This is a genomic window from Arthrobacter halodurans (assembly GCF_041877255.1).
Lineage (GTDB): Bacteria > Actinomycetota > Actinomycetes > Actinomycetales > Micrococcaceae > Arthrobacter_N > Arthrobacter_N halodurans.
The window spans coordinates 48,720-70,392 of the sequence record NZ_JBHDLJ010000005.1; the positions used below are offsets into that span (position 1 = coordinate 48,720).

The 21,673-nt window shown below is 69.8% G+C and carries 16 protein-coding genes and 2 riboswitches; of the genes, 1 reads left to right on the forward strand and 15 read right to left on the reverse strand.

Annotated elements, in window-relative coordinates:
• The 15 genes from acs to ACETWP_RS07995 form a co-directional block, all read right to left on the reverse strand.
• Positions 1–1,968: an acetate--CoA ligase gene (gene acs, locus ACETWP_RS07925; protein ID WP_373971688.1), complete on the reverse strand. Its 1,968-nt coding sequence runs from the start codon at positions 1,966–1,968 to the stop codon at positions 1–3.
• A complete protein-coding gene (locus ACETWP_RS07930) occupies positions 1,965–2,804 on the reverse strand; it encodes an ABC transporter permease (RefSeq protein WP_373971689.1) in 840 nt (279 codons plus the stop codon). The genes acs and ACETWP_RS07930 overlap by 4 nt, the downstream gene beginning before the upstream one ends.
• Positions 2,804–3,853, reverse strand: coding sequence for an aliphatic sulfonate ABC transporter substrate-binding protein (locus ACETWP_RS07935; RefSeq protein WP_373971690.1), 1,050 nt, complete (start codon positions 3,851–3,853; stop codon positions 2,804–2,806). The genes ACETWP_RS07930 and ACETWP_RS07935 overlap by 1 nt, the downstream gene beginning before the upstream one ends.
• A gap of 113 nt (positions 3,854–3,966) precedes the next feature.
• Positions 3,967–4,833, reverse strand: coding sequence for an ABC transporter ATP-binding protein (locus tag ACETWP_RS07940; RefSeq protein WP_373971691.1), 867 nt, complete (start codon positions 4,831–4,833; stop codon positions 3,967–3,969).
• Between the two features lie 5 nt (positions 4,834–4,838).
• Positions 4,839–4,929, reverse strand: a riboswitch (SAM riboswitch).
• Between the two features lie 242 nt (positions 4,930–5,171).
• The gene (locus ACETWP_RS07945) at positions 5,172–6,452 is read right to left on the reverse strand and encodes a LuxE/PaaK family acyltransferase (protein ID WP_373971692.1); all 1,281 of its coding nucleotides are present in this window, start codon (positions 6,450–6,452) and stop codon (positions 5,172–5,174) included.
• 34 nt (positions 6,453–6,486) lie between these two features.
• Positions 6,487–6,615, reverse strand: a complete 129-nt coding sequence (locus ACETWP_RS07950) for a hypothetical protein (RefSeq protein WP_373971693.1) — start codon at positions 6,613–6,615, stop codon at positions 6,487–6,489.
• A 219-nt stretch (positions 6,616–6,834) separates the two neighbouring features.
• Positions 6,835–7,998 (reverse strand): threonine synthase, encoded by a 1,164-nt coding sequence (locus tag ACETWP_RS07955; RefSeq protein WP_373971694.1) that lies wholly within the window; start codon positions 7,996–7,998, stop codon positions 6,835–6,837.
• A gap of 39 nt (positions 7,999–8,037) precedes the next feature.
• Positions 8,038–9,102: a 2,3-diaminopropionate biosynthesis protein SbnB gene (gene sbnB, locus ACETWP_RS07960; protein WP_373971695.1), complete on the reverse strand. Its 1,065-nt coding sequence runs from the start codon at positions 9,100–9,102 to the stop codon at positions 8,038–8,040.
• Positions 9,099–10,106 carry a TauD/TfdA family dioxygenase gene (locus ACETWP_RS07965; RefSeq protein ID WP_373971696.1) on the reverse strand — a complete coding sequence of 336 codons (1,008 nt, stop codon included), beginning with the start codon at positions 10,104–10,106 and terminating at the stop codon, positions 9,099–9,101. The genes sbnB and ACETWP_RS07965 overlap by 4 nt, the downstream gene beginning before the upstream one ends.
• Before the next feature lie 16 nt (positions 10,107–10,122).
• Complete coding sequence (locus ACETWP_RS07970; RefSeq protein WP_373971697.1) at positions 10,123–12,717, reverse strand: non-ribosomal peptide synthetase; 2,595 nt, start codon at positions 12,715–12,717, stop codon at positions 10,123–10,125.
• A 22-nt stretch (positions 12,718–12,739) separates the two neighbouring features.
• A complete protein-coding gene (locus ACETWP_RS07975) occupies positions 12,740–16,045 on the reverse strand; it encodes a Pls/PosA family non-ribosomal peptide synthetase (RefSeq protein WP_373971698.1) in 3,306 nt (1,101 codons plus the stop codon).
• A gap of 98 nt (positions 16,046–16,143) precedes the next feature.
• Positions 16,144–17,217 (reverse strand): 2,3-diaminopropionate biosynthesis protein SbnA, encoded by a 1,074-nt coding sequence (gene sbnA, locus ACETWP_RS07980; RefSeq protein ID WP_373971699.1) that lies wholly within the window; start codon positions 17,215–17,217, stop codon positions 16,144–16,146.
• Positions 17,218–17,726: 509 nt separating this feature from the next.
• A complete protein-coding gene (fmdA, locus tag ACETWP_RS07985; protein ID WP_373971700.1) occupies positions 17,727–18,983 on the reverse strand; it encodes a formamidase in 1,257 nt (418 codons plus the stop codon).
• A 52-nt stretch (positions 18,984–19,035) separates the two neighbouring features.
• Complete coding sequence (locus ACETWP_RS07990; protein WP_373971701.1) at positions 19,036–19,323, reverse strand: FmdB family zinc ribbon protein; 288 nt, start codon at positions 19,321–19,323, stop codon at positions 19,036–19,038.
• Between the two features lie 28 nt (positions 19,324–19,351).
• Positions 19,352–19,972 (reverse strand): AmiS/UreI family transporter, encoded by a 621-nt coding sequence (locus ACETWP_RS07995; protein ID WP_373971702.1) that lies wholly within the window; start codon positions 19,970–19,972, stop codon positions 19,352–19,354.
• Between the two features lie 193 nt (positions 19,973–20,165).
• Positions 20,166–20,262, forward strand: a riboswitch (SAM riboswitch).
• A 6-nt stretch (positions 20,263–20,268) separates the two neighbouring features.
• On the opposite strand from ACETWP_RS07995, the gene ACETWP_RS08000 reads away from it, so the two are divergent.
• Positions 20,269–21,639: an acyl-CoA dehydrogenase family protein gene (locus ACETWP_RS08000; protein WP_373971703.1), complete on the forward strand. Its 1,371-nt coding sequence runs from the start codon at positions 20,269–20,271 to the stop codon at positions 21,637–21,639.
• Positions 21,640–21,673: the final 34 nt, after the last annotated feature.

The window sequence follows — 21,673 nt, forward strand, 5'->3', positions numbered from 1 at the left end:
CTAGCGCGCCGCGCAGATCGCCTCGATCTCCGCGATGCACGGCTCGTTCTGCAGGCTCGTGGTGTCCCCGAGCGCGCTGCCCTCGAAGAGCTGGGTCAGCAGCCGGCGCATGATCTTCCCCGAACGGGTCTTCGGCACATCCGGCACGAAGACCACGTCCCGCGGCTTCGCGATCGGCCCGATCTGCGCCGCCACGTGGGCGCGCAGGTCCGCGGCGACGCCGGCCGCGGCGGCCGCGGCGGCCTCCCCGCCGCCGATCAGCGACGCGTCCCGCGGCACCACGAACGCCGTCGCGGCGTGGCCGGTCTGGGCGTCGAAGGTGGGGCAGACCCCCGCCTCGACCACCGCGGGGTGGGAGACGAGCGCCGATTCGATCTCGATGGTCGAGAGCCGGTGCCCGGAGATGTTGATGACGTCGTCGGTCCGGCCGAGGATCCAGGTGTCGCCGTCGTCGTCGTACCGGGCGCCGTCGCCGGCCAGGAACCAGCCCTGGGCCGCGTACTTCCGCCAGTAGGAGGAGTAGTAGCGCTCGGGGTTCCCCCAGACGGTGCGCGCCATCGCCGGCCCCGTCCGGGTGAGCACGATGTTCCCCTGCACGTGCGGCGGAACCGGCGTCCCGGCGTCGTCCACGATCGCCGTCGCGACGCCCGGGAGCGCCCGCGTCCCGCAACCGGGCTTGAACGCCGGGTCGTCCGGCCGCGGCGAGAGCACGGTCGCCCCGGTCTCCGACTGCCACCAGGTGTCCACCATCGGCAGCGCGGCGCTGTCCCGGCCCACCTGGCCGCGCAACCACCGCCACGCCTCGGGGTTGACCGCCTCGCCGACCGTGCCCGCCAGGCGGATCGAGGACAGGTCGTAGCTCTCGGGGACGCCGTCGGGGAACCACCCCATGAGCGAGCGCACCAGCGTCGGGGCCGTGTAGTAGCTGGTGACGCCGTAGCGCTGGATGATCTCGAAGTGCCGTCCCGGGTGCGGGGCGTTGGGCACGCCCTCGTAGATCACCTGCGTGGCGCCGTTGGACAGCGGCCCGTAGATCTCGTAGGTGTGCGCGGTGACCCAGGCGAGGTCGGCGGTGCACCAGTGGACGTCGTCGCCGCGCCGCTCCGGGTCCGGGTGGGAGAACAGGAACTCGTGGCTCCACGAGGCCTGCGTCAGGTAGCCGCCCGTGGTGTGGACCAGTCCCTTGGGCTGGCCCGTGGTGCCGGAGGTGTACATGATGAACAACGGCGTCTCGGCGTCGAACGCCTCGGCCTCGTGGGTGCGGGGCTGCGGATCGACGACGTCGTGCCACCAGACGTCGCGGCCCGGGGTCCACGCGATGTCGGATCCGGTGCGCCGGATCACCAGCACGTGCTCGATGCCGTTCACGCCGGCCACGGCGGCGTCCGCGCTGTCCTTGACGGGCACGGCGCGGCCGCGGCGGAACTGGCCGTCCGTCGTGACCAGGAGCCGCGCACCGGTGTCCTCGACGCGGAAGCGCAACGCCTCCGCGGAGAAGCCGCCGAAGACCAGCGAGTGCACCGCGCCGATGCGGGCGCAGGCCAGGGCGACCACCACGGTCTCGACGAGCACCGGAAGGTAGACGACAACGCGGTCGCCCTTCCCGATGCCCAGGGAGGTCAGCGCGTGCGCGGCCTGCGCGACCTGCTCGGCGAGCTCGCGGTAGGTGACGGTGCGCCGGTCCCCGGGTTCGCCCTCGAAGTGCAGCGCGACCTTCTCGCCGCGGCCGGCGGCGACGTGCCGGTCCGCGCAGTTCACGGCGGCGTTGAGTGTGCCCCCGTCGAACCAGCGCAGCTCCGGACCGCGGCGGCGTGCCGGGTCGACGCCGGTGGAGGAGTGGACGGTGTGCCACGGCCGCGCCCACTCGAGCCGGCGGGCCGCGGCGTCCCAGAAGGCCAGCCGCTCCTCCTCGGTCCAGTCACGCTCCGCCGCCTCGGCGGCGGTCCGGGCGGTGTCGGGTGCGCTCACGCCCAACGCGCCACCGCCTTCCGTTCGGCGATGCCCAGCAGGGCGTCGGTGGTCTTGCCGATCACGGCCAGCAGGATGATCGCCAGGAACAGGCGGTCCGTGCGGCCGTTGTTCTGCGAGTCGGTGAGCAGGAACCCGAGCCCCATCGAGGAGGCGATGAGTTCCGCGGCGACCAGGAACAGCCACGCCTGCGCCAGCGCAAGCCGCAGGCCGGAGAAGATGGCGGGGACGACGGCGGGCAGCTGCACGGTCGTCAGCAGGCGCAGCCCGTTGAGTCCGAACGCGCGCGCCGCCTCGACCAGGTTCTTGTCCACGTGGCGCAGCGCCAGGTAGACGGTGGTGAAGATCGGGAAGAACGCGCCGATGGCGATGAGCACCACCTTCGAGTCCTCGCCGATCTTCAGCCACAGGATCAGCAGCGGGACCCACGCGAGGGACGGGACGGCGCGGACCGCGCCGATGGTCGGCCCGAGCAGCGCGTCGGCCGCCCGGGAGAGCCCCACGAGCGCGCCGACCGCCAGCCCCAGCGCCGCGCCGATGCCGAAGCCCAGCAGCACACGCTGCGTGGAGATGCCGATGTGGGTCCAGAGCGTGCCGCGCTGCGCCAGGTCGACGCCGGCCGCCAGGACCGCCGAGGGCGCCGGCAGCTGGACCGGGGAGAAGAGCCCGGCGGCGGTCGTGGCCTGCCACAGCGCCAGCAGGACCGCCGGGACCAGCAGCCCCAACAGGATCCGCCGGTTCGCACCGGCGCGGCGGCCGGCCGCGGCCCGGGTGAGGTCGCGGGTGGCGATCGCCTCCTCGCCGGCGGTGGTGGTGTGCGGGCCGGTCACCGACATCACGCCTCCTTGATCGCCGCGGGGTCGGCCTGGGCGACGAAGGAGTCGTCGAGCAGCGAGTCCAGGGCCGCGTCGACCTGCCCCTGGTCGGCGACGTCCCCGGTGGAGACGAAGATCGGTCCGACGACCTCCAGGACCTCGCGCTGCCTGGGTCCCGGCGCGGGATCGACGTCGAGGTTGGAACGCTCGAGGATGACCTTGTCGGCGACGGCCTGGTCCAGCCCGGCGACGCCGGCGAGGATCGTGGCGGTCTCCTCCGGGTTCTCGCCGGCCCACGCGCGCGCCTTCTCGTAGGCGTTCACGACGGTCTGGGCGAGTTCCGGGGACCGTTCGAGGAAGGACTCGGTGGCGTTGAGGAAGCCGAAGGTATTGAAGTCCAGCTGGCGGTAGAGGAGCGTGGCCCCGGCCTGCTCGGCGCCGGCCATGATCGGGTCCAGTCCGCTCCACGCGTCGACCGAGCCGTTTTGCAGCGCCGCCCAGCCGTCGGCGTGCTGCAGGTTCTGCACCGTGACGTCCTCGGGGGTCAGGCCCTCCGCCTCGAGGGCCTGCAGCAGGAAGAAGTAGGGGTCGGTGCCCTTGGTCGCGGCCACCTGCTTGCCCTTGAGGTCGGCGACCGACGTGATGGGCGAGTCCTTGGCGACGACCAGGGCGGCCCACTCCGGCTGCGAGTAGAGGCTGATGGCCTTGATGGGCGATCCGTTGGCCCGGGCCAGCAGCGCGGCGGACCCCGCGGTGGAGCCGACGTCGACGGCGTTCGCCCGCAGGGCCTCGTTGGCCTTGTTGGAGCCGGCGGACTGGATCCAGTTGACGGTTACCCCCTGGTCCCGGAGCGTCGCCTCGAGCCATCCCTTTTCCTTGATGACCAGGCTCAGCGGGTTGTAGGTGGCGAAGTCGATGTTCAGCGTCGAGGCTCCGCCGTCGGCGCCCGCGGCGGCTGGCGAGCCCGATCCCTCGCCGGCGCACGCCGCCAGCAGGGCGGTCGCGGCGCCGGCGGCGCCCAGGCCGAGGAGGCGTCGGCGGGTGATGGGGGAGAGGGTGTGGCGGGTCATGGCGGTTCCTTCGGGGGGGCGGTGTGCGGGCCGGAAGGCCCGGTCGGGCGGGGAGAAGCGGCAGAAGCGGCAGAAGCGGGGGAACGGGTCGGCGGACGGCGGGCCGGGACCGGCTAGTGGCGGTGCGAGTCCACGCCGAGACTCTCCAACAGGGCGGAGCGGAGACGGGCCAGCTCGGCCGACGCGCGGTCGCGCGGACGGCTGCCGGGCACGTCGAGGACCTGCGCAATGCCGGCGCCCGCGGAGCCCGAACCGACGGCGGGCGCATCGTCGGCCGGCGAACCGCCGGTGTCCGGCACGGCGCCGAGCACCAGGATCCGGTCCGCCAGCTGCAGCGCCTCGTCGACGTCGTGGGTCACGAGCAGGACCGTGGACGGGTGCGCCCGGTGGATGTCCAGGAGCAGGTCCTGCATCTTGAGCCGGGTCAGGGCGTCCAGCGCGCCGAAGGGCTCGTCCAGCAGCAGGACGCCGGGGCGGCGGGCGAGCGCCCGCGCGAGCGAGGCGCGCTGGGCCATCCCGCCGGAGATCTCGCGCGGCCGGTGGTCGGCGTGCCGGGAGAGCTCCACGAGCTCCAGCAGCTCCTGAACCCGCACGGCGGCCTCGGCCTTCGGCGTTCCGCGCGGCAGCCCGAGGGCGACGTTGCGGCGGACCGTCTGCCACGGCAGGAGTCGCGGCTCCTGGAAGGCGACGGCGGAGCGGTCGTCGATCCCGTCCACGGCCGTGCCGCCGATGGCGACCTCGCCCTCGCTCGGGCGGTCCAGCCCGGCGACCGCGCGCAGCAGCGTGGACTTGCCACAGCCGCTGGGGCCGAGGATGGCGAGGACTTCGCCGGCGGCGACCTCGAAGTCGATGCCGGAGAGCACGGCGCGCCGGTCCGGTCCCTTCCCGAACGCGCGGCCGAGGTTGCGGAACGACACGGGCAGCGCGACGCCGGCGGTCGCGGTGCTGGCGTGGTGCGTGGGCAACAGGGTGGTGGTCATGGTTGGCTCCATCGGTCCTGGCGGTAGCACCGGCCCCCGAGGGGGTGGTTGCTGCGGCGTCAAAGAGCCAGATCTCTCGGCCGCTCGGGATGGTGTGCTTCCACTAAAGGGCATGCGCGGCGCCGGAGGCAAGCCCGGCGGTGCGGCGGCGACATATTCGACGTAACACTTGCGCGAGCCGCGGGATCGAACGATCTGCGGAAAAGCCAACGAAGCGACGTGTTTGTTCGATTCCGCCGGCGGCCCCCCTGTCGCCACGGGTGCGGGCCCCCGCGTCCCCCGTGCTCCGCGCCGGAGGGTGATGGCGCGCACGACGACGCTCGGTCGGCGCCCGCTGCTCAGCGGTCGACGGTTCTGTTCGCGACACGCTCTCGGGGTTTCAGGGTGAGCGTTGGGCCACTGGGAGGCAGGCCGTGGGCCTTTCGCGTGGCGGGTCTGGGACCGGCCGGCAAGGATGGTGCTCGCCGCTCCGGCCCGGTCCCTTCCGGGTGTTCTGCCGGGGGTCTGTCCTTCACCACGCCCGGTGCTCCCGAGCCGGCGGTGATCTTGCCCGAATCAAGGTACTGCTCGATGCTGACGGCGCAGCCGCCGAGTTCGGCGCCCTGCCTTCGGCGGCGGAACGTGATGACCTGCCCGGTCCTCCCGCATTCGCAGGTGCCGGTCTCGACGTCGCCCACGTCGTCGGTGAGGAGGAAACCGGGGTAGCTGGTGTTGAGGGCGTCCAGGATGGCGATGATGCCGGTACTCCCGGGTGCGAGCTCCTTGCTGACGTCGTGACCGTCTCGGATGGACACGTAGCACCACGGCGGGACGTGCTTGCGATGCAGGTGGCATTCGACCGCGAGCATGTTCGACTCGATCATGCCGTACATGTCACGGACGTTGTCCGGGCGGACGCCGAGCACGTCATGGCACCGGTCCCGAAAGTCTTCGGGGGAGATGGATTCGCCCGTGTGCCGCTTCCAACCGCCGAGTGTGATGACCATGCTGTACGGGTCCAAGCGCGCGTTGATCCCTTCGTGCTCCAGGAACCGGAGGAACCGGCCGACGAGGAACGGGGGGCCAACGATGTGGCGGGTCATGCGGCCTTTCCACTGTCGCAGGTATTCCGAGGCCTCCTTGGGGTCATACGACTCGTCGTCCACCAGGTCCGCGTGGTGGTCGAAGACGCCGTTCAGGATGTTGAAGTCCTTGATCATGCCTATCTCGGAGGTTCCATCGGTCGGCGGGCTCAGGAAAAGGCCCGCACCGCGGGACAGGTGGAAGAACTCCCGGTAGGTCCCGGTCAGTCCTATCAGCGCGCGGGTCACGGTCTCCCGGTTGCGGCGGGCGATCGACGGGACGCCGCCGGTTCCGGTCGAGCGTGACTCGATTTCGACGTCGGCCAGGGAGCAGGTGAGCAGGATGTGGGCATCGGGACGCTTGAACAGGCGGACCGGCAACAGGGGTAGGTCCTGAAGGTCGCCGATGTCGTTGATCGCGGCGGGATCGACCCCCAACGCGTCGCACTGGGCCCGGTAGAAGCCGTTTTCGGCCTGGTGATGGATCGCGGCATCCCGCAGGGCGTTGGTGACCGACCGCGCCCAGTCGTCCGGGGACTGAACGTGTGCCGTGGACACGTCTCCCAGCATCTGCGCCAATGAGAGCATCGCGTTACGCCTCGGCTTCCTCGGTGGTCGCCCCAACGGGCACGAAGTGGTTGGACCGGGCAGGCAGCACCCGCGCGCCCTCGGCGTAGCAGTGGGTGGTCGGGCGGCCTGCCGGGATGGGACTGCTCCTCATCTCCTTGACCTCTTCTTCCTCGTCGTCCGGCTCCCCCCAAGGGATCCGGCTTTGCCTTGTGTCACTCAAGGATGGATGCGAAGACACCGGAAAGAGTCCTTCCCCTGCGGTATTTTCGGAGTACCGACGCCGCCGTAGGCCCCGTACTGTTCATGCCGTACGCGGGCCGCGTGGATCCGCCCGGGCGCCGCTCGGGCGGCTCGACCATGCGGGCCCCCGTCATGGGTGAACCATCCCGAGTGCCTGCCGCACGTCATCCAGCCGGTCGGCCACGGACACCCTGCCCAGGGTTGGGGAGCCGGCCGCCTTGATCTCGCGCCCGGTGACGAGCACGACGGTCGTCTCCTCGGGGTCCACCAGGCCCTGGCGCAGGGCGCTCCGCAAGCCCGCCACGGACGCGGCGCCGGCTGGCTCCGCGCCGACGCCGGCCGTCGAGGCCAGCAAACCGACGGCCTCCATGAGTTCCGTGTCGCTCACCGCCACCATGGCGCCGTCACCGGAACGCACGGCTTGGAGCACGGCGTCGCCGATGGCCGGCCGCAGCACGGCGATCCCATCGGCGACCGTCGACGCCGCGTCCAGTTCGTCGGGTCCCGGGGTGGTCCCCAGCCAGGCGTGCACCAGCGGTTGGCACGCCTGGGCCTGCACACCGACCAGGCGGGGCTTACGGTCGGCAACGCCACAGGCCACCAGCTCGGCGAAGCCCTTCTCGAGCGCCACGAGGGTGGGCCCGTCACCCACGGGGGCGACCATCACGTCCGGCATCCGGCGGCCAAGCTGCTCCCAAACCTCCAGCGCGACGGTCTTCTTGGCCTCGGTCGTCAGGGGGTTCACGCCGGTGTTCCGATCCACCCAGCCGAACTCCTCGACCGCCGCGCGCGACAGGTCGACGGCGGCCGCATAGCCATCAGGAACCTGGAACACCCATGCCCCGGCTTGGGTCATGAGCGCGAGCTTGTCCTCCTGACAGTCGACCGACACGAAGATGACGGCGCGCATCCCGGCAGCGGCCGCCCCGAACGCCGTCGCTACGGCGGCGTTGCCCGTCGAGGCCGTCGTGATGGTGTCCAGACCGCGCCGCAGCCCGTCCTCGATCACCAACGCCGTGGCCCGGTCCTTGTTCGACGCCGTCGGGCCGCGGGTCTCGTCCTTGACCCAGAGGGACGGGGTCCCCAACGCGCCCCTCAGGGCGGGGACCGACAGAAGCGGCGTGCCACCGATGGGCAAGGGGTAGCGCACCGGCCCCTCGGACAAGGGCAGGAGGGAGCGGTATCGCCACATCGTGAACGTTCCCGGCCCCTCCTCCGGGACCAGGCCGGGACCATAGTCGTACTCCAGCCACTCGCACCCGGCGGTGCGTACCGAGCCGGTCACCCTGCCCATGTCGAGTGCACCTCCTCCCGTGTGCCAGTGCGCGCCGCGTCAGCCATACCGCTTCAACTCCGAGAAGAAGTCCTCGACCACCCGGAGCTGGCCGCTGCGGGCGACTTCGTCGTAGACGTACTTGCCCACCGCCAGGTCGAGCACGCCCAGGCCGAACGGCGAGAACACCACCGGGCGGTCGTCCGGCAGCGAGACCTTGCCTGCCATGACGTCGGCCAGGGTACCGTCGACGAAGTCCCGGTGACCGACCATCTGCTCCACGAGGTGGGCAGACGTTCCGGCCTTCAGACAGTGGTCGACGTCGTCCAGGATGTTGGTGGACGCCAACAGGATCTCCGGGGCCAGATCGCGCAGCGACACGTGCAACACCAGCGGGTTGTGCGCGAACCACGTCACGTCGTGCACGTGCGGCTGGGCGGCGACGGTGGCGAACACGACGAGGTCGCTGCTCCGGATCAGCTGCTCGGGGCTATCGTGCACGGTCACGTTCGCGGCGGTGCCGCTGCGTTCGAGATAGCCCTTGAATCCCTCCGCGTTCTCGCTCCAGGAGTCGTACACCCCGATCTCGTCGAAGGACCAGCCGGTCGCGTCGAGGAAGGCGTGGATGTACCGTGCGATGAGGCCCACACCGAAGAACCCGATGCGCCGCGGACGTCCCCGTCCTCGGCTGAGCCAGTCCGCGGCCGAGGCGGCAGAGGCTGCCGTCCTGGAGGCGCTGATGACGGAGCCCTCCATGCAGGCGAAGGGGTACCCGGTCGCCCGGTCGTTGAGTATCAGCACCGCGGAGGCCCGGGGTATCCCCGACGCCACGTTGTCCGGAAAGCTGGAGACCCACTTGATGCCGTCGACTCCCACGTCTCCTCCGACCGAGGCGGGCAGGGCGATGATGCGCGAGGCGGGTCGGTCCGGGAAGCGCAGGAAGTAGGACGGGGGGTTCACCGAGTCACCGGCTCCGTGCACCCGGTAGGTCTGCTCGACCAGCTCGACGACCTGCTTCTCCCGACCCTCAAGCACCTGCTGCACCTGGGCCCCGGGAACGACCGCGAACGGAGGAACGGTCTTCGGCTCGGAGGCGGCGACCGGGGAATTGGCGGAATCCGTCATGAGGCACCGTCCTGGGGGTGGGTAGCGAGATCGAACACACAGCGCGGCTCGGCCATGCCGACGAGTATCTCCCGAGGCCCCTCGTACGCCTCACGGCTATGGGCCATGCGCACGTTGTCGACCAGCATGAGGTCCCCGGCTTCCCACGGCGTTCTCAGGGTGTGGAGCTCGTAGACCTCGTTCAACCGGGCGATGATGTCCTCACCGATCGGCTCGCCGTTGCCGAAGCGCGTGTTGAACGGCAGCCCGTCGGGACCGTAGACGTCCACCAGGTACTCCCGCACCTCGGGGGCGATCGTCCACTCGTTCAGGAACGCGATCTGGTTGAACCAGCAGCGTTGGCCGGTCACCGGGTGCCGAACCACGGCAGGGCGCCGTTGCCGGGTGCGGAGCTCCCCGTCGGCCTGCCATTCGAACTCGATCGCGTGGGCTTGGCAGTAGCTCTCGACGGCAGCGCGGTCGGCGACCCCGAACGCCTCCTCGTAGGTGGCTCCGATGTCCTCGTTGTAGCTGCGGGTGAGCAGCCACCCCTCGTCCTCGAACCTCTGGAGGATGTCCGCGGGGAGGGCGTCCAGCACGGCGCGGGCGTCCGCCACGCCGGTCACCCCGCCGGCGCTGGGCGCCTCGAGGCAGGCGAACAGCATCAGGCCGGGGAACTCGAGCGCGTAGCTGAGCTCGTGATGCATGCACATGGGCTGGTTCGCGGGCCACTTGACCGACGAGTACACGCCGTCGGAGTAGCGCTGCCGGGTGGCGAAGGCCTCCCGGTCTGGCATGAGCCCGCCCGGAACCAGCCGGCGGAAGACGGCGGCCACCTCGGCCGCATCGTGGAGGCCGAGCCCACGGACCAGGACGGCGCCATGCTCGGCTACCGCCGCCCGCAGGGCGTCACGGTGCTGTTCGGCCCACTCTCTGGGGTCGTGGCCTTCCGCGATGGTGAGCATCGGCGGCCGGCCGGGTTGGCGTTCCACGTCGAGCTGGATACTGGCTGAAGACGACGACATCAGGAGTCCTTTCGTGTCACAGGTAGCGGGTGGAGTGGTCAACCGGTTCCCTGACCGGTGTCCGGGGGTGGGAGACGGGCTCCATGGCGGTTGCTGCCGGCTGCGGCGCGGGCGGGGTGGCGCCGCCTCCGTGGGACGACGCGTCGAGCAGGGTCGCCAGGTCCGCCAGGACCGGCGTCCGCATGACGTCCTTGAGCGACACCGCGCGCTGGAGCAGGACAACGAGCTTCACCGCGGAGAGGGAGGTGCCGCCCAGTCCGAAGAAGGAGTCCTGCCCGCTGATCCGATCCGCCGGTATGCCGAGGACCGCTGCCCATGCCTCGGCAAGCCGCCGCTCGGCGGCCGTGAGCGGCTCCGTGGGGGTGTCGGTCTCCGGCGCGACCTCCTGCGCCATGCGGCTCAAGGTCGTCCGGTCGATCTTCCCGTTGCCGGTCAGAGGCAGACTCTCCTGCCATCGGTACGCCGACGGGACCATGTAGTCCGGAACCCGCGATGCCATCTGGCGGCGGATCTCGTCGACATCGAGCGGGCGGTTGCCGGAGTAGAACGCCACGAGGAATTTGGACTGGTCGGTGCCCTCGCCGACGACGACGGCGCCGTCGCGCACGCCCGGCAATCGCAACAGGGCATTCTCGATCTCGCCGATCTCGATGCGGAAGCCCCGGATCTTCACCTGGTTGTCGCGCCGTCCCAGGAAGTCGAGCTTCCCGTCCGGTTGCCACCGCCCGTAGTCACCGGTCCGGCAGATGCGCTCGCCGTCACGGTGTGGATCGGCTCCGAACATCGCGGCGGTTCGCTCTGCGTCGTTGACGTACCCACGGCCCACGCACACGCCGGAGAACACGATCAATCCCGGTGCGCCGAGCGGGACCGGGTTGCCGAACTCGTCGACGACATCGACGTGGGTGTTGTTGATCGGCCGGCCGAGGGGCACCCGTGGACCGGCCGGAGGCCGGTCCATGATCTCGTGCACGGCGTCGTCCGACGTCTCGGTGAGCCCATAGGTGTTGACCACGGGGACGTCGGGGTGGAGCGCGAACCAGCGCTGGACGAGCTCCTTCTTCAGGAAGTCGCCGGTGGGGCACACGCAGTGCAGGTCCGGCAGCTCCCGTGGGTGTTGTTCGAGGTACGACACGATCACGTCGAGGTATGACGGCACGACCTGGATCACCCCGGCTCGCCCGTCCACGATCGTGTCGACGAACCGCTCGACGTCGAGAATCGCGTCCTGGTCGACGAACAGGGTGCGCCCACCGACCAGCAGGGCGGCCACCAGCTGCCACACCGAGATGTCGAAGCACTGTGGACCGGTCTGGGGGATCACTTCGCCCTCGCGCACGCCGAGGTCGTCGATCTTGGCGAGAATGTGGTTGAGCATCCCGGCGTGTTCGCACATCACGCCCTTCGGCTGCCCGGTGGAGCCGGACGTGAACAGCAGGTAGGCGAGCTGGTCCGGGGCGACGTCCACGCCGAGGTTCCCGTCGGGGTGGTCCTCGGCGGCGAGGTCGTCGACGAAGAGCTCCTCCACGCCGGGCAGGATGGCCAGTGCCTGGTCGAGCGTGGCGGTACTGGCGCGTTCGGTGACGACCAGGGGCGATTCCGCCCGCGAGATCGCCGTGGCCATGCGCCCGGGCGGGAAGTGCGGCTCGAGCGGCAGGTAGGCCAGGCCGGCCTTCCAGATGGCCAGCACGGTCGCCATCCAGTCCAGGTTGCGCTCCATCACCACGGTGACGACGGCTTCGCGGTCGGGTCCCCGGGCCAGCAGGGCTCGGCCCAGCCGATTCGCCCGGGCGTTCAGCTCGCGGTAGGTCAGGCGCATGTCGCCGTGAATGGCAGCGACCGCTTCCGGATCGGACGCCGCCCGCTGCTCGAACACCTCGTGTACGCGGAGGTCCGGCAGGTCACGTCTGGGGCCCGCGAGCCCCTCCAGCTGGAGGCGCAGCTCTTCGGGGGCGAGCAGGCACATGCGGGCATGCTCGGCGTCGGGGTCCGCGGCGATCGCCTTCAATGCGGTCACGTGGTATCCGGCGATGCGGGCGGCGGCGGGAGCGTCGAGCGCGTCGGTGCGATACCGCAGCCGCAAGCTGGCTCCGCTCGCGTCGTACGACACCGCCAGCTGCAGGATCGTGTTCTCGGCCGGATCTCCCGCGGTATCCCACGGGTCGAGCACGGTCTCGAAGACCGGTCCGCTCAAGCCCAGCTCTCGCCGGATTCCCTCGACGGGAATCTCGTGCTCTGCGTTCACCAGGTGCCACCGCAGGTCCCGCTCCAGACGGCCCGCGGACACCAGGAGCGCGCGCCAGGAGGCCGGCTCGGTCGTCAGCCGGAACGGCAGCGGTTCGCGGCCACCCGTTGCGGCATACCCGGTCACGACCTCCCGCTCGCCGGCCAACACGGCGAGCACCTTGGCGTGGGCGGTCAGCAGAACCGCGTCGAAGGACGTCCCCAAGCCGTCGGCCAGCCGGCGCAACGTCCTCACCGTGTCGTCGGGGATGTTCTCCAGGTGTTCGGCGAGGCCTGGACGGGGGTCCAGGGTCCACCGTGGGATCGCCGTCAGCCCGCCTCCGGCGAGCATGCCCCGCCAGAAGTCGCGGTCTGCGTCAGTCAGCATGTTCATTTCTTGCTCTCCTGGATCAGTCGGTCGCGACCGCATATGCGGCGTCGTTTTCCGGCACTGGCGCGTTGGCCCATGAGGCAGCGACATGTCCCCGCGGCTGCCAGCCGGACGTCGAGTGGGTCAGGGCTTCGGCGGGATTGCCTCCCCACCGCTCGTCGGCGGGGATCTCCTCGCCCTTCATGAGGAAGGAGTCGGGGGCGAGCACGGCGCCGTCACCCATCCTCGCGCTGTAGAGGATCATCGCGGACACTCCGACGGTGCAGCCGGAACCGATCGTGATGGCGTCGGACTTGAAGGCGTAGTCCTCTTGGGAATGGCACTGAACCCACGCCCCGGCGTTGAGCGCGACGTCGTCGCCGAGGGTCACGAGGTTCTTCTCGGCGATCTGGGCGCCGTCGTCGAAGAGCCGCTTGCCGACCCGCACACCCAACAGCCGCAGGATCGCGCCCTTGAAGGGGGTGCCATTGAAGAGCGGACTCACCTCCGCTTCGAGCTTGTAGAAGCGCTCGGTCCGCCAGAAGTCGATGTCGTAGATGGAGCAGTGCTTCGGCTTGAGGGGTTTGAACCCCGTGGAGGCACGCTCAATCAGCGCACCGTAGAACACGCGGAACAGGAGGGAGGGGACCGTGAGCAGCATGAGCGATGCCTCTCCGAACGTTGCGTAGAGGTCCACCGCCAAGAACGCGAGCAGGGTGGTCACGAAAGCCTGGAACCATCGTGTCAGCAAGAACAACCCGATGGTGACGAGGTTGTGCTTGTTCTTGGCGGCGAGACGACGGGGGAGCGCCTCGTCGTGGGCCATGAGGATGAATTCGCTGTCCCGCTGGACCGTGCGGGGGATTTCGAAGGCGGGGGATCCGAGTAGTCCCACCCCCTCGCGGACCGGTCCGTCGATGGGCACCAGCGCCTTCGTGGCGATGAGGCAGCCTTCGCCCGTCTTGGCCTGCGGAGGGTACAGGATCTCGTTCCCGAAAAAGCTATTGGCCGCGATCGACGTGCGCGAGACGCTGAACGAGGTGCTGGAATAGTTCGCATTGACGATCGAGATCCCGCTGGCGACCACCGTTCCGGTGCCGACGGAGTTGAGGTACGGGTTGTCGTGCTTGATTTCGGTGCCGAAATTCGACCCGGTCTGCACGACAGGTGCGAGCTTGTACCCGAGGCGCTGCAGGTAGTGGACGATGTAGGAGCTGTCACCGAAGATGTCGTGGAACAATCGCCGATTCGTCATTCCCTCGATCGTCCGATGGCACGCGAAGCGGAAACCGTACAGCGGATAGACCCGGTCCGGTGTGATGGCGAGGTTGAGCAGGCGAGGGACGGTCATGACGAGAAGGAGGCCGAGGAGGATGCCCCCGAAGAAGAGGAGGACGGAGGTCACCAGCACGAAGCCGTAGAACGGCGCACTCGTGAAGGATGGCTCCGGTGACGTGAGCAGGTCCGCCAGCCAAGGCACCTCGACGAGGAGCATGGCCATCCCGCCGACCGCCACCGGGAGCGTCACGCCCAGGAGGAGCGCCAGTTGGAGAACGCCGTATCTGGTCCTTCTCCAGGTACCGCAGTCGGCCGAGGCGACGGCACGGTAGTCCGACTCCGTCCGCTGCCCCGGGGACCCGTGCCAATGCTCGCCGGCGGGCACGGCCTGACCGGCGTGCAGTGCGGAGGCGTGGCCCAGCTGGGCACCGTCACCCAGTGAGGTGCCGATGTCGAGCACCGCTTTCTCGCCGATGAAGACGTTCTTGCCGATGGACACCGGACCCGTCTGGATCACGCCGTTGATGGCGCGGTAGCCGCTGAGGAAAGTGTCCTTGTCGATGACGGTGTGCTCGCCGATGGTGAGCATGTCGGTGCAGACGGGCATGCTCCGGGTGAAGACGACCGCGCCCCTCCCGACCTTGGCTCCCAGGGCCCGCAGGTAGAGCAGGTACAGCGGTGAGCCGGCAAAGAGGACCAGCGGGTTGGCTGACACGACCGTCTTGACGAACCAGAACCGCACGTAGCCCAGGCTCCAGATGCGGATTTCCTGAGGCCTCCAGCGGCCGATGAGAACCCACTTAACCAGGATGGGAAATGTGCACATGGCCACGAAGGTCACGGCACCGAAGCCGACACTCCTCACGTAGTCATCGAGCAAGTTCCCGCCGGCCCAGATCCACTGCAGGCCCCTCTCGAAGATCACTGCGAACAGATAGGTGTAGGCAAGGAAGATGAGCACTTGCAGCGCGCCGCACACCACGTACTCGACCGGGGTGGCCGCTGATCCTCCGGCCGGGGGAAGCCGGTGGCGCCCGCCGCGCGCCCCCCTCGTAGAGGACGCCGTGGGTGCGAGCGCGGATGGCGTTCCCGGTCCTGCCGCGGGTGCGGTGTGCGTGTCGGCAGCCACAGCACGGCTCGGCGCCGGCTCGGGCGGCGCCAGGGCCCCGGCCAAGGTCGTGATCGTCGGGTGCTGGTAGACGTCCTTGATCGACACGGCCGGCAGATCGGGCTGCTTGCGCACCCGGGCGCAGAACTGCGCCATCACCAGCGAGTCCGCGCCGAGGTCGTCGAAGAAGTTGGCGTCCACCGGCACCGGCCCACCGCCCAGCACACCGGACAGCACCTCGGCAAGCCGGACCTGCACCGACGCCTGCACCGAGACCGGCTCCGGCGGCGCCAGGGCCCCGGCCAAGGTCGTGATCGTCGGGTGTTGGTAGACGTCCTTGATCGAGATGGTCGGCAGACCGGGCTGCTTGCGCACCCGGGCGCAGAACTGTGCCATCACCAGCGAATCCGCGCCCAGGTCGTCGAAGAAGTTGGCGTCCACCGGCACCGGACCACCGCCCAGCACACCGGACAGCACCTCGGCCAGCCGGACCTGCACCGACACCGGCTCCGCCGGTGCCAGGGCCCCGGCCAAGGTCGTGATCGTCGGGTGCTGGTAGACGTCCTTGATCGAGATGGTCGGCAGACCGGGCTGCTTGCGCACCCGGGCGCAGAACTGTGCCATCACCAGCGAATCCGCGCCCAGGTCGTCGAAGAAGTTGGCGTCCACCGGCACCGGACCACCGCCCAGCACACCGGACAGCACCTCGGCCAGCCGGACCTGCACCGACACCGGCTCCGCCGGTGCCAGGGCCCCGGCCAGCGCCGTGATCGTCGGGTGCTGGTAGACGTCCTTGATCGAGATGGTCGGCAGACCGGGCTGCTTGCGCACCCGGGCGCAGAACTGCGCCATCACCAGCGAGTCCGCGCCCAGGTCCTTGAAGAAATTGGCGTCCGCGGGGACGTTGTCCTTCTTCACCACGGAGGCGAGAAGATCCGCCAGCCGACGCTCAAGTGGCATGTCCGTGCCGGCCGCCCCGCTTGCCGGTGTGGTGGGATGAACGCGCCCCGTGGAAATCGCGGGGACTGAAGACGTCGGCAGGGTGTCGAGGAGCTTCTTCACTGCGAGAAACTCCTGGGTGCCGACGCGGCCACGGAAGCGTTCCCCGGAGTGGCTGCCGGCTGCCGGGGCACCGGCACGGAGTCGGACCGTGGACTGGGAGCAGCCGTCGAGTCGGCACCGGCGAGCGCGTCGGCCCCGAAGTGGTCGAGCACCCAGTCGGGCTGGTAGATGGTGTCCAGGTACGGGCGGCCCAGGTCGGGAGAGATGGCCACCGCGGTGACGTCCTGAGCGTGGTGGTCCGCGAGCCAGGTCATGGCGCCGTGGACCACGGTCCCGGTGGAGCCGCCGAACAGGAACCCGCTCCCGGCCAGGCGGTGGCAGGTGCGCACCGTGTCCAGCTCCTCGACGACCACCACGTCGTCGATGAAGGACTCGTCGAGCTGGGGCGGGCGCACGCTCATGCCGAGCCCTGGGATGAGACGGGTGGCCGGCTGACCGCCGAAGGTGACCGAGCCGGCGGCGTCGACCGCCACGATCCGGACGCCAGGCCGGTGCTCACGGAAATACCGCGCGCAACCCATCAGGGTGCCCGTCGTCCCCGCTCCCACGAACAGCACCTCGAGGTCGGGGAACTGGGCGGCGATCTCGGGCGCGGTCCAGCGGTAGTGCGCTCCCCAGTTGCCGGGATTGGTGTACTGGTTGAGCCAGACGTACCGTTCGTCGGACTCGCACAGTTCCCGGACGTGGTTGAGCCGGGCGCCGAGGAATCCGTCGACGGGATCCGGCTCGGTGACCAGGTCCACCTGCGCCCCGAGAGACTCCATGAGCTGCCGGGTCGCGGGGTTGCAGCGCGGATCGATCACGCAGACGAATTGGTAACCCTTGCTGGCGGCGATCATGCTGAGTGCGACGCCGAGGTTCCCCGAGGAGGACTCCACGAGCACGGTGCCGGGACCGATCATCCCTTCGCGCTCGGCCCGCTCGACCATCTCCCTGGCGGGCTTGAGCTTGATCGAGCCGGCGAAGTTGACCCCTTCGATCTTCAGGTAGAGGCGGAGGCCCAGCACGCCCTCCAGGTCGGCAAACAGGCTCGGCTCGTTGAACAGGTGCGGATTTCTGATGATGGTCATGCTTTTCCTCATTCTCTTGCCATGGGCTCGGACCATGGGGGCCGCCCGGGGACGGCTGTTCGGATCCGTGCCACTAACCGGCCTTGCCTTGTGTCACTCAAGGATGGACGCGAAGACATCACAAGGAATCCTCCAGCTACGGTATTTAGGGAGTACCTCAACCGCCGTAGGCCTCGTACTGTCCATGTCGTACGCGGGCCGCCCGTGCCCACGCACCGCCTCCGGCGGCCTTTCTCGCGGAGACCGGGTGCAGGCTCGCCGCCTCGGGCGCGCGATGCGGGACGTGTGGCCCTTCGCGCGCGATCAGGCGGCCAGCCTCCCCCCACGTGTCCGGTGCTTGTCTGGAACGTGTCTCCCCAGCGGTCAGCGGCAAGGCCCCTGCCACCTGTCGCGACGAGGCCACCATCGGCGCCTCCCCGGTCCGGCGCATTCCGCGCCGGACCGGGATCAGCGCCCCTGCCGGCCGCACAGGGTTTCAGGGTGACCGTCGAACCGATGGGAGACATGATCTAGGCGTTGGCCGAACGCGGCGCTCCAATCCCCGGATCGACCTGGTGGGGCCCCGCGGACGACGGCCGGACGTCGAAGTGGAACATCGCCGTGGGGAGATAGACGGTGGAGCAGGAGTTCGGGATGTCCACGACGCCCGAGAGCCGACCCTCGATCGGCGCGGCGCCGAGCAGCAGGTAGGCCTGTTCCGGGCTGTAGCCGAACTTGGTGAGGTAGTCGATGGCGTGCAGGCAGGCCCGCTGGTAGGACAGGTGGGAGTCCAGGTACTTCTGCTCGCCATCGAGGGTCACCGACGTTCCCGAGAACGCCAGCCACTCGCTGAACCGGGGATCCACGCGACCGGGCATGAAGATCGCGTTCTCGCTGACCCCGTAGGTCTCCATGCCGCCCTTGATGAGGTCCACGCGCAGGTCCAGGAACCCGCCCATCTCGATGGCGCCGCAGAATGTGATCTCGCCGTCGCCTTGGGAGAAGTGCAGGTCACCCATGGAGAGGTTGGCCCCGTCGACGAACACCGGATAGAACACCCGCGTGCCCTTCGAGAAGTTCTTGATGTCCTGGTTTCCGCCGTTCTCGCGTGGCGGGGCCGTGCGCGCGGCCTCGCCACCCACCCGCTCCCATTGGTCCCGGGGGAGGTGGCCGAGGACGGCGTGTTCCCCCTCGGGCGGCAGCGCCAGCGGCGGGACGCGGTTCGGGTCGGTGGCGATGAGGGCGCCCTCGCGCTTGTTCCACCTCGCGAGGAGCTCGGCCGACGGCGCCGTGCCCATCAGCCCGGGGTGGATCAGGCCCTCGAAGGAGACCTCGGGGACGTGCCGCGACGTCGCGACCTGTCCCGTGAAGTCCCAGATGGCCTTGTACGCGTCGGGGAACTGGTCCACCAGGAAGCCGCCGCCGTTGTTCCTCGAGAAGATGCCGGTGTAGCCCCAGCCTTGGCCGGCCAGCGCGCCCTTGTCCTCCTGCGGGATGGGCCCGACATCGAGGATGTCCACGACCAGGAGGTCGCCCGGCTTGGCGCCCTCGACGGCGAACGGGCCGCTGAGCTTGTGCACGGTCAACAGCGGGGCGTTGAGCACGTCGTCGGCGGAGTCGTCGTTGACGATCGCGCCGTCGAACCACTCGCGGCAGTCCACCCGGAAGGTGTCCCCCGGCTTGACGGTGGCGACCGGGGGGATCTCCGGGTGCCACCGGTTGTGTCCGACCTTCTCTTGGTCCTCGAACTTCTTGCTGGAATCGAGCGGGAAAATGACGTCAGGCATGGTGCTTGTCTCCTCGGCGATCTCGTGAAACTGGTTTCCTTCGGTTCCGCGGTCAGTCCCGCGGAAGCTTCTGGTGGAGCGGATGTGTCGTATAGCGGGTGGCGGGGCGGCGGCTTCGGCCGGGCAGGCCCGTGACGACCTCCGGCTCGTGGGCGCTGCGGAGCGTGGAGTCGATCAGCCCGAAGGCGGCGCTCCCGGCGACGGACAGGCGGGGCGCCGAGATCCGGCGGCCCGCCGGCTCGCCGCATTGCGCGCACGCCAGCTCCGCGGGCGCCTGGCCCATGGGGAAAGAGGCCTCGAACGTCGTGCCTTCCGGGCAGCGGAACTCGTACAGTGGCATGCGGATCTCCTCGCGGTGGTGGGGACGACTAGGCCGGCGCGGTGGCGGAAGCCCGGGACACCGCGGTGCGCTTGCCCAGGAACCAGGCGGCCGCCAGCGCGAGGAAGCCGCCCGCGGCCATCCAGATGGCGTTGGTGGTGGTGGCCTCGAAGGACCCCGACAACAGCAGGAGCGCGGGGATCGTTGCCGTGAGGTGGGCCACGATGATGGTGAACCACCCGGTGAACAGGGTCAGCGAGTCCTTGCCGAGGCCCAGCAAGAGGAAGAAGAGGAACCACAGGACGGCCCAAATCCACCAGATGACCCCGAACACGGGGTCGTTGGCTTGCGTGAAGTTCAGGATCCCGTAGCCGACGGCGCAGAACGCGACGAACAGGGAGAACCAGCCCAGGCCCTCGCCGGGAAGCCCGAAGGTCTGGTTCAGCGCGACGTACAGGTAGGTGAAGCCGAACAGGTAGAGTCCGGAAGCCCCGAGGATGACGGCGGGGTCGCCGTTCGACTGGGCGATGATGATGGTCGGGAACACGACCTGCATGGCACCGACGAAGAAATTGATGATGGCCGCGGACTTGCCGGGCACCTTGCCAATCAGCATCAGGCCGTTGATGAACAGGACGGCGCCGACGTACAGAAGACCGACGTTACTCAAGTGAATGCCCTCCGAAACGCGTCGTTGGGTTACGGGTTGTGGGCCGGATCTCGCGACGGATCCGGAATGCTTCACCGGTATTTGACAAGCTAGCCCCGGCCCCCGGGAAGGTCAACGGTTGTTGCCGGCAAACGCCAACCGGTCCGGCGACGCATTTGCCGCTGGCGCCGCTGGCCCTGTACAAAGGACTCACCAACCATCCAGAGCGGCTGAGAGATCTGGCTCGACGACGCCGCAGCAACCCCTTCCCGTCCGCGGGAGGAAGGTGCTCACGCCAGGACCGATGGAGTGATCCCATGGTTCCGCCCGTTTCCCCGCACGCTCCGCCGCCCGCCGACCCCGGCTTCGACGCCCGCGTGGCCGTCGCCCTGGACGAGCTGCCGCCACCGACCCCCGCGCGGCACCTGATCAAGCTGACCCCGGGGGTTCCCCCGGACGGCCGCTACGACGAGCTGGCCGCCGTCTTCCGGCCGGTGTTCGCGCGCATCGCCGAGGGGGCGGCGGCGCGCGACGCCGACCGGGTGCTGCCCTTCGAGCAGGTCGGCTGGCTCAACAAGGAGCGCTTCGGCGCCCTGCGCGTCCCCGTGTCCGACGGCGGCCACGGCGCCACCCTCGCCGACACCTTCCGCCTGCTGATCGAGCTCGCGGAGGCCGACTCGCAGGTCGCCCACCTGCTGCGCTCGCACGTCGGCTTCGTGGAGTCGATCCTGGCGCACGGGGACGCGGCGCTGCGCGGGCGCTGGTTCGCGCGTTTCGCCGCCGGACAGCTGGTCGGCAACGCCTACACCGAACGCGGGGGCAACGCGCTCGGCACGCTGAACACCGTCCTCGAGGAGCACGACGGCGGCTGGAGGCTCACGGGGGAGAAGTACTACTGCACCGGGACGATCTTCGCCGACTGGGTGGCGGTTGCCGCGGCCCGGCCGGGGCGGCCCGGCCGGGACATCGCCGTCGTGTCCACGCAGCATTCCGGGGTCCGCATCTTCGACGACTGGGACGGCTTCGGGCAGCAGCTCACGGGCACGGGATCGACGTCGTTCGCCGCGGTCCCCGTGGACACCGTGCTGCGGCCCGCCGACCTTGCGGCGCACCCGGAGTCCGCCGTGTTCCAGCTGGTCCTGCTCGCGGTGCAGGCGGGGATCTGCCGGGCCGTGCTCGGCGACGCCCGCGCCGCCGTGCAGGCCCGCACGAGGTCCTTCAGCACCGGAACCGGCGTGCCCGTGGCCGACGACCCGCAGGTCCTGCAGATCGTCGGGGAGATCTCGGCGAGCGCGTTCGCGGTCGACGCGGTGGTGCTCGCGGCCGTGGCCGAGCTGGAGTCGGTGTGCGGGACCGGGGCGGGACTCAGCGCCGCGGAGCGGTACGCGGTCTGCGAGCTCGCCGCGAACCGGGCGCAGACCGCGATCCAGCCGCTCGTGCTGGCGGCGGCCTCGCGGCTCTTCGACGGTCTCGGCGCGTCGTCGACCGCGCGGGCCTGCAACCTGGACCGCCACTGGCGCAATGCGCGGACCGTGGCCACCCACAACCCGGCGATCTACAAGGCGCGGATCGTCGGGGACTACGAGGTCAACGGCAACGCGCCGCTGCCGTTCGACGCCGTCGGCGACGTCGTGCCGCCGGACCACCGCCACCCGAGGACGCCCCGAACGGCGAAGAATACGCCGTAAGACGACGAAATATTTCGTCGGCATGGCGTGACGA

Coding starts and splice junctions, on each gene's coding strand:
- ACETWP_RS07970 (WP_373971697.1), bottom strand. CDS start 12,717: ATGCTGACTGACGCAGACCGCGACTTCTGGCGGGGCATGCTCGCCGGA.
- ACETWP_RS07975 (WP_373971698.1), bottom strand. CDS start 16,045: ATGCCACTTGAGCGTCGGCTGGCGGATCTTCTCGCCTCCGTGGTGAAG.
- sbnA (WP_373971699.1), bottom strand. CDS start 17,217: ATGACCATCATCAGAAATCCGCACCTGTTCAACGAGCCGAGCCTGTTT.
- ACETWP_RS07940 (WP_373971691.1), bottom strand. CDS start 4,833: ATGACCACCACCCTGTTGCCCACGCACCACGCCAGCACCGCGACCGCC.
- ACETWP_RS07990 (WP_373971701.1), bottom strand. CDS start 19,323: ATGCCACTGTACGAGTTCCGCTGCCCGGAAGGCACGACGTTCGAGGCC.
- ACETWP_RS08000 (WP_373971703.1), top strand. CDS start 20,269: ATGGTTCCGCCCGTTTCCCCGCACGCTCCGCCGCCCGCCGACCCCGGC.
- ACETWP_RS07955 (WP_373971694.1), bottom strand. CDS start 7,998: ATGGGCAGGGTGACCGGCTCGGTACGCACCGCCGGGTGCGAGTGGCTG.
- ACETWP_RS07930 (WP_373971689.1), bottom strand. CDS start 2,804: ATGTCGGTGACCGGCCCGCACACCACCACCGCCGGCGAGGAGGCGATC.
- sbnB (WP_373971695.1), bottom strand. CDS start 9,102: ATGACGGATTCCGCCAATTCCCCGGTCGCCGCCTCCGAGCCGAAGACC.
- ACETWP_RS07950 (WP_373971693.1), bottom strand. CDS start 6,615: ATGAGGAGCAGTCCCATCCCGGCAGGCCGCCCGACCACCCACTGCTAC.
- ACETWP_RS07935 (WP_373971690.1), bottom strand. CDS start 3,853: ATGACCCGCCACACCCTCTCCCCCATCACCCGCCGACGCCTCCTCGGC.
- fmdA (WP_373971700.1), bottom strand. CDS start 18,983: ATGCCTGACGTCATTTTCCCGCTCGATTCCAGCAAGAAGTTCGAGGAC.
- ACETWP_RS07965 (WP_373971696.1), bottom strand. CDS start 10,106: ATGTCGTCGTCTTCAGCCAGTATCCAGCTCGACGTGGAACGCCAACCC.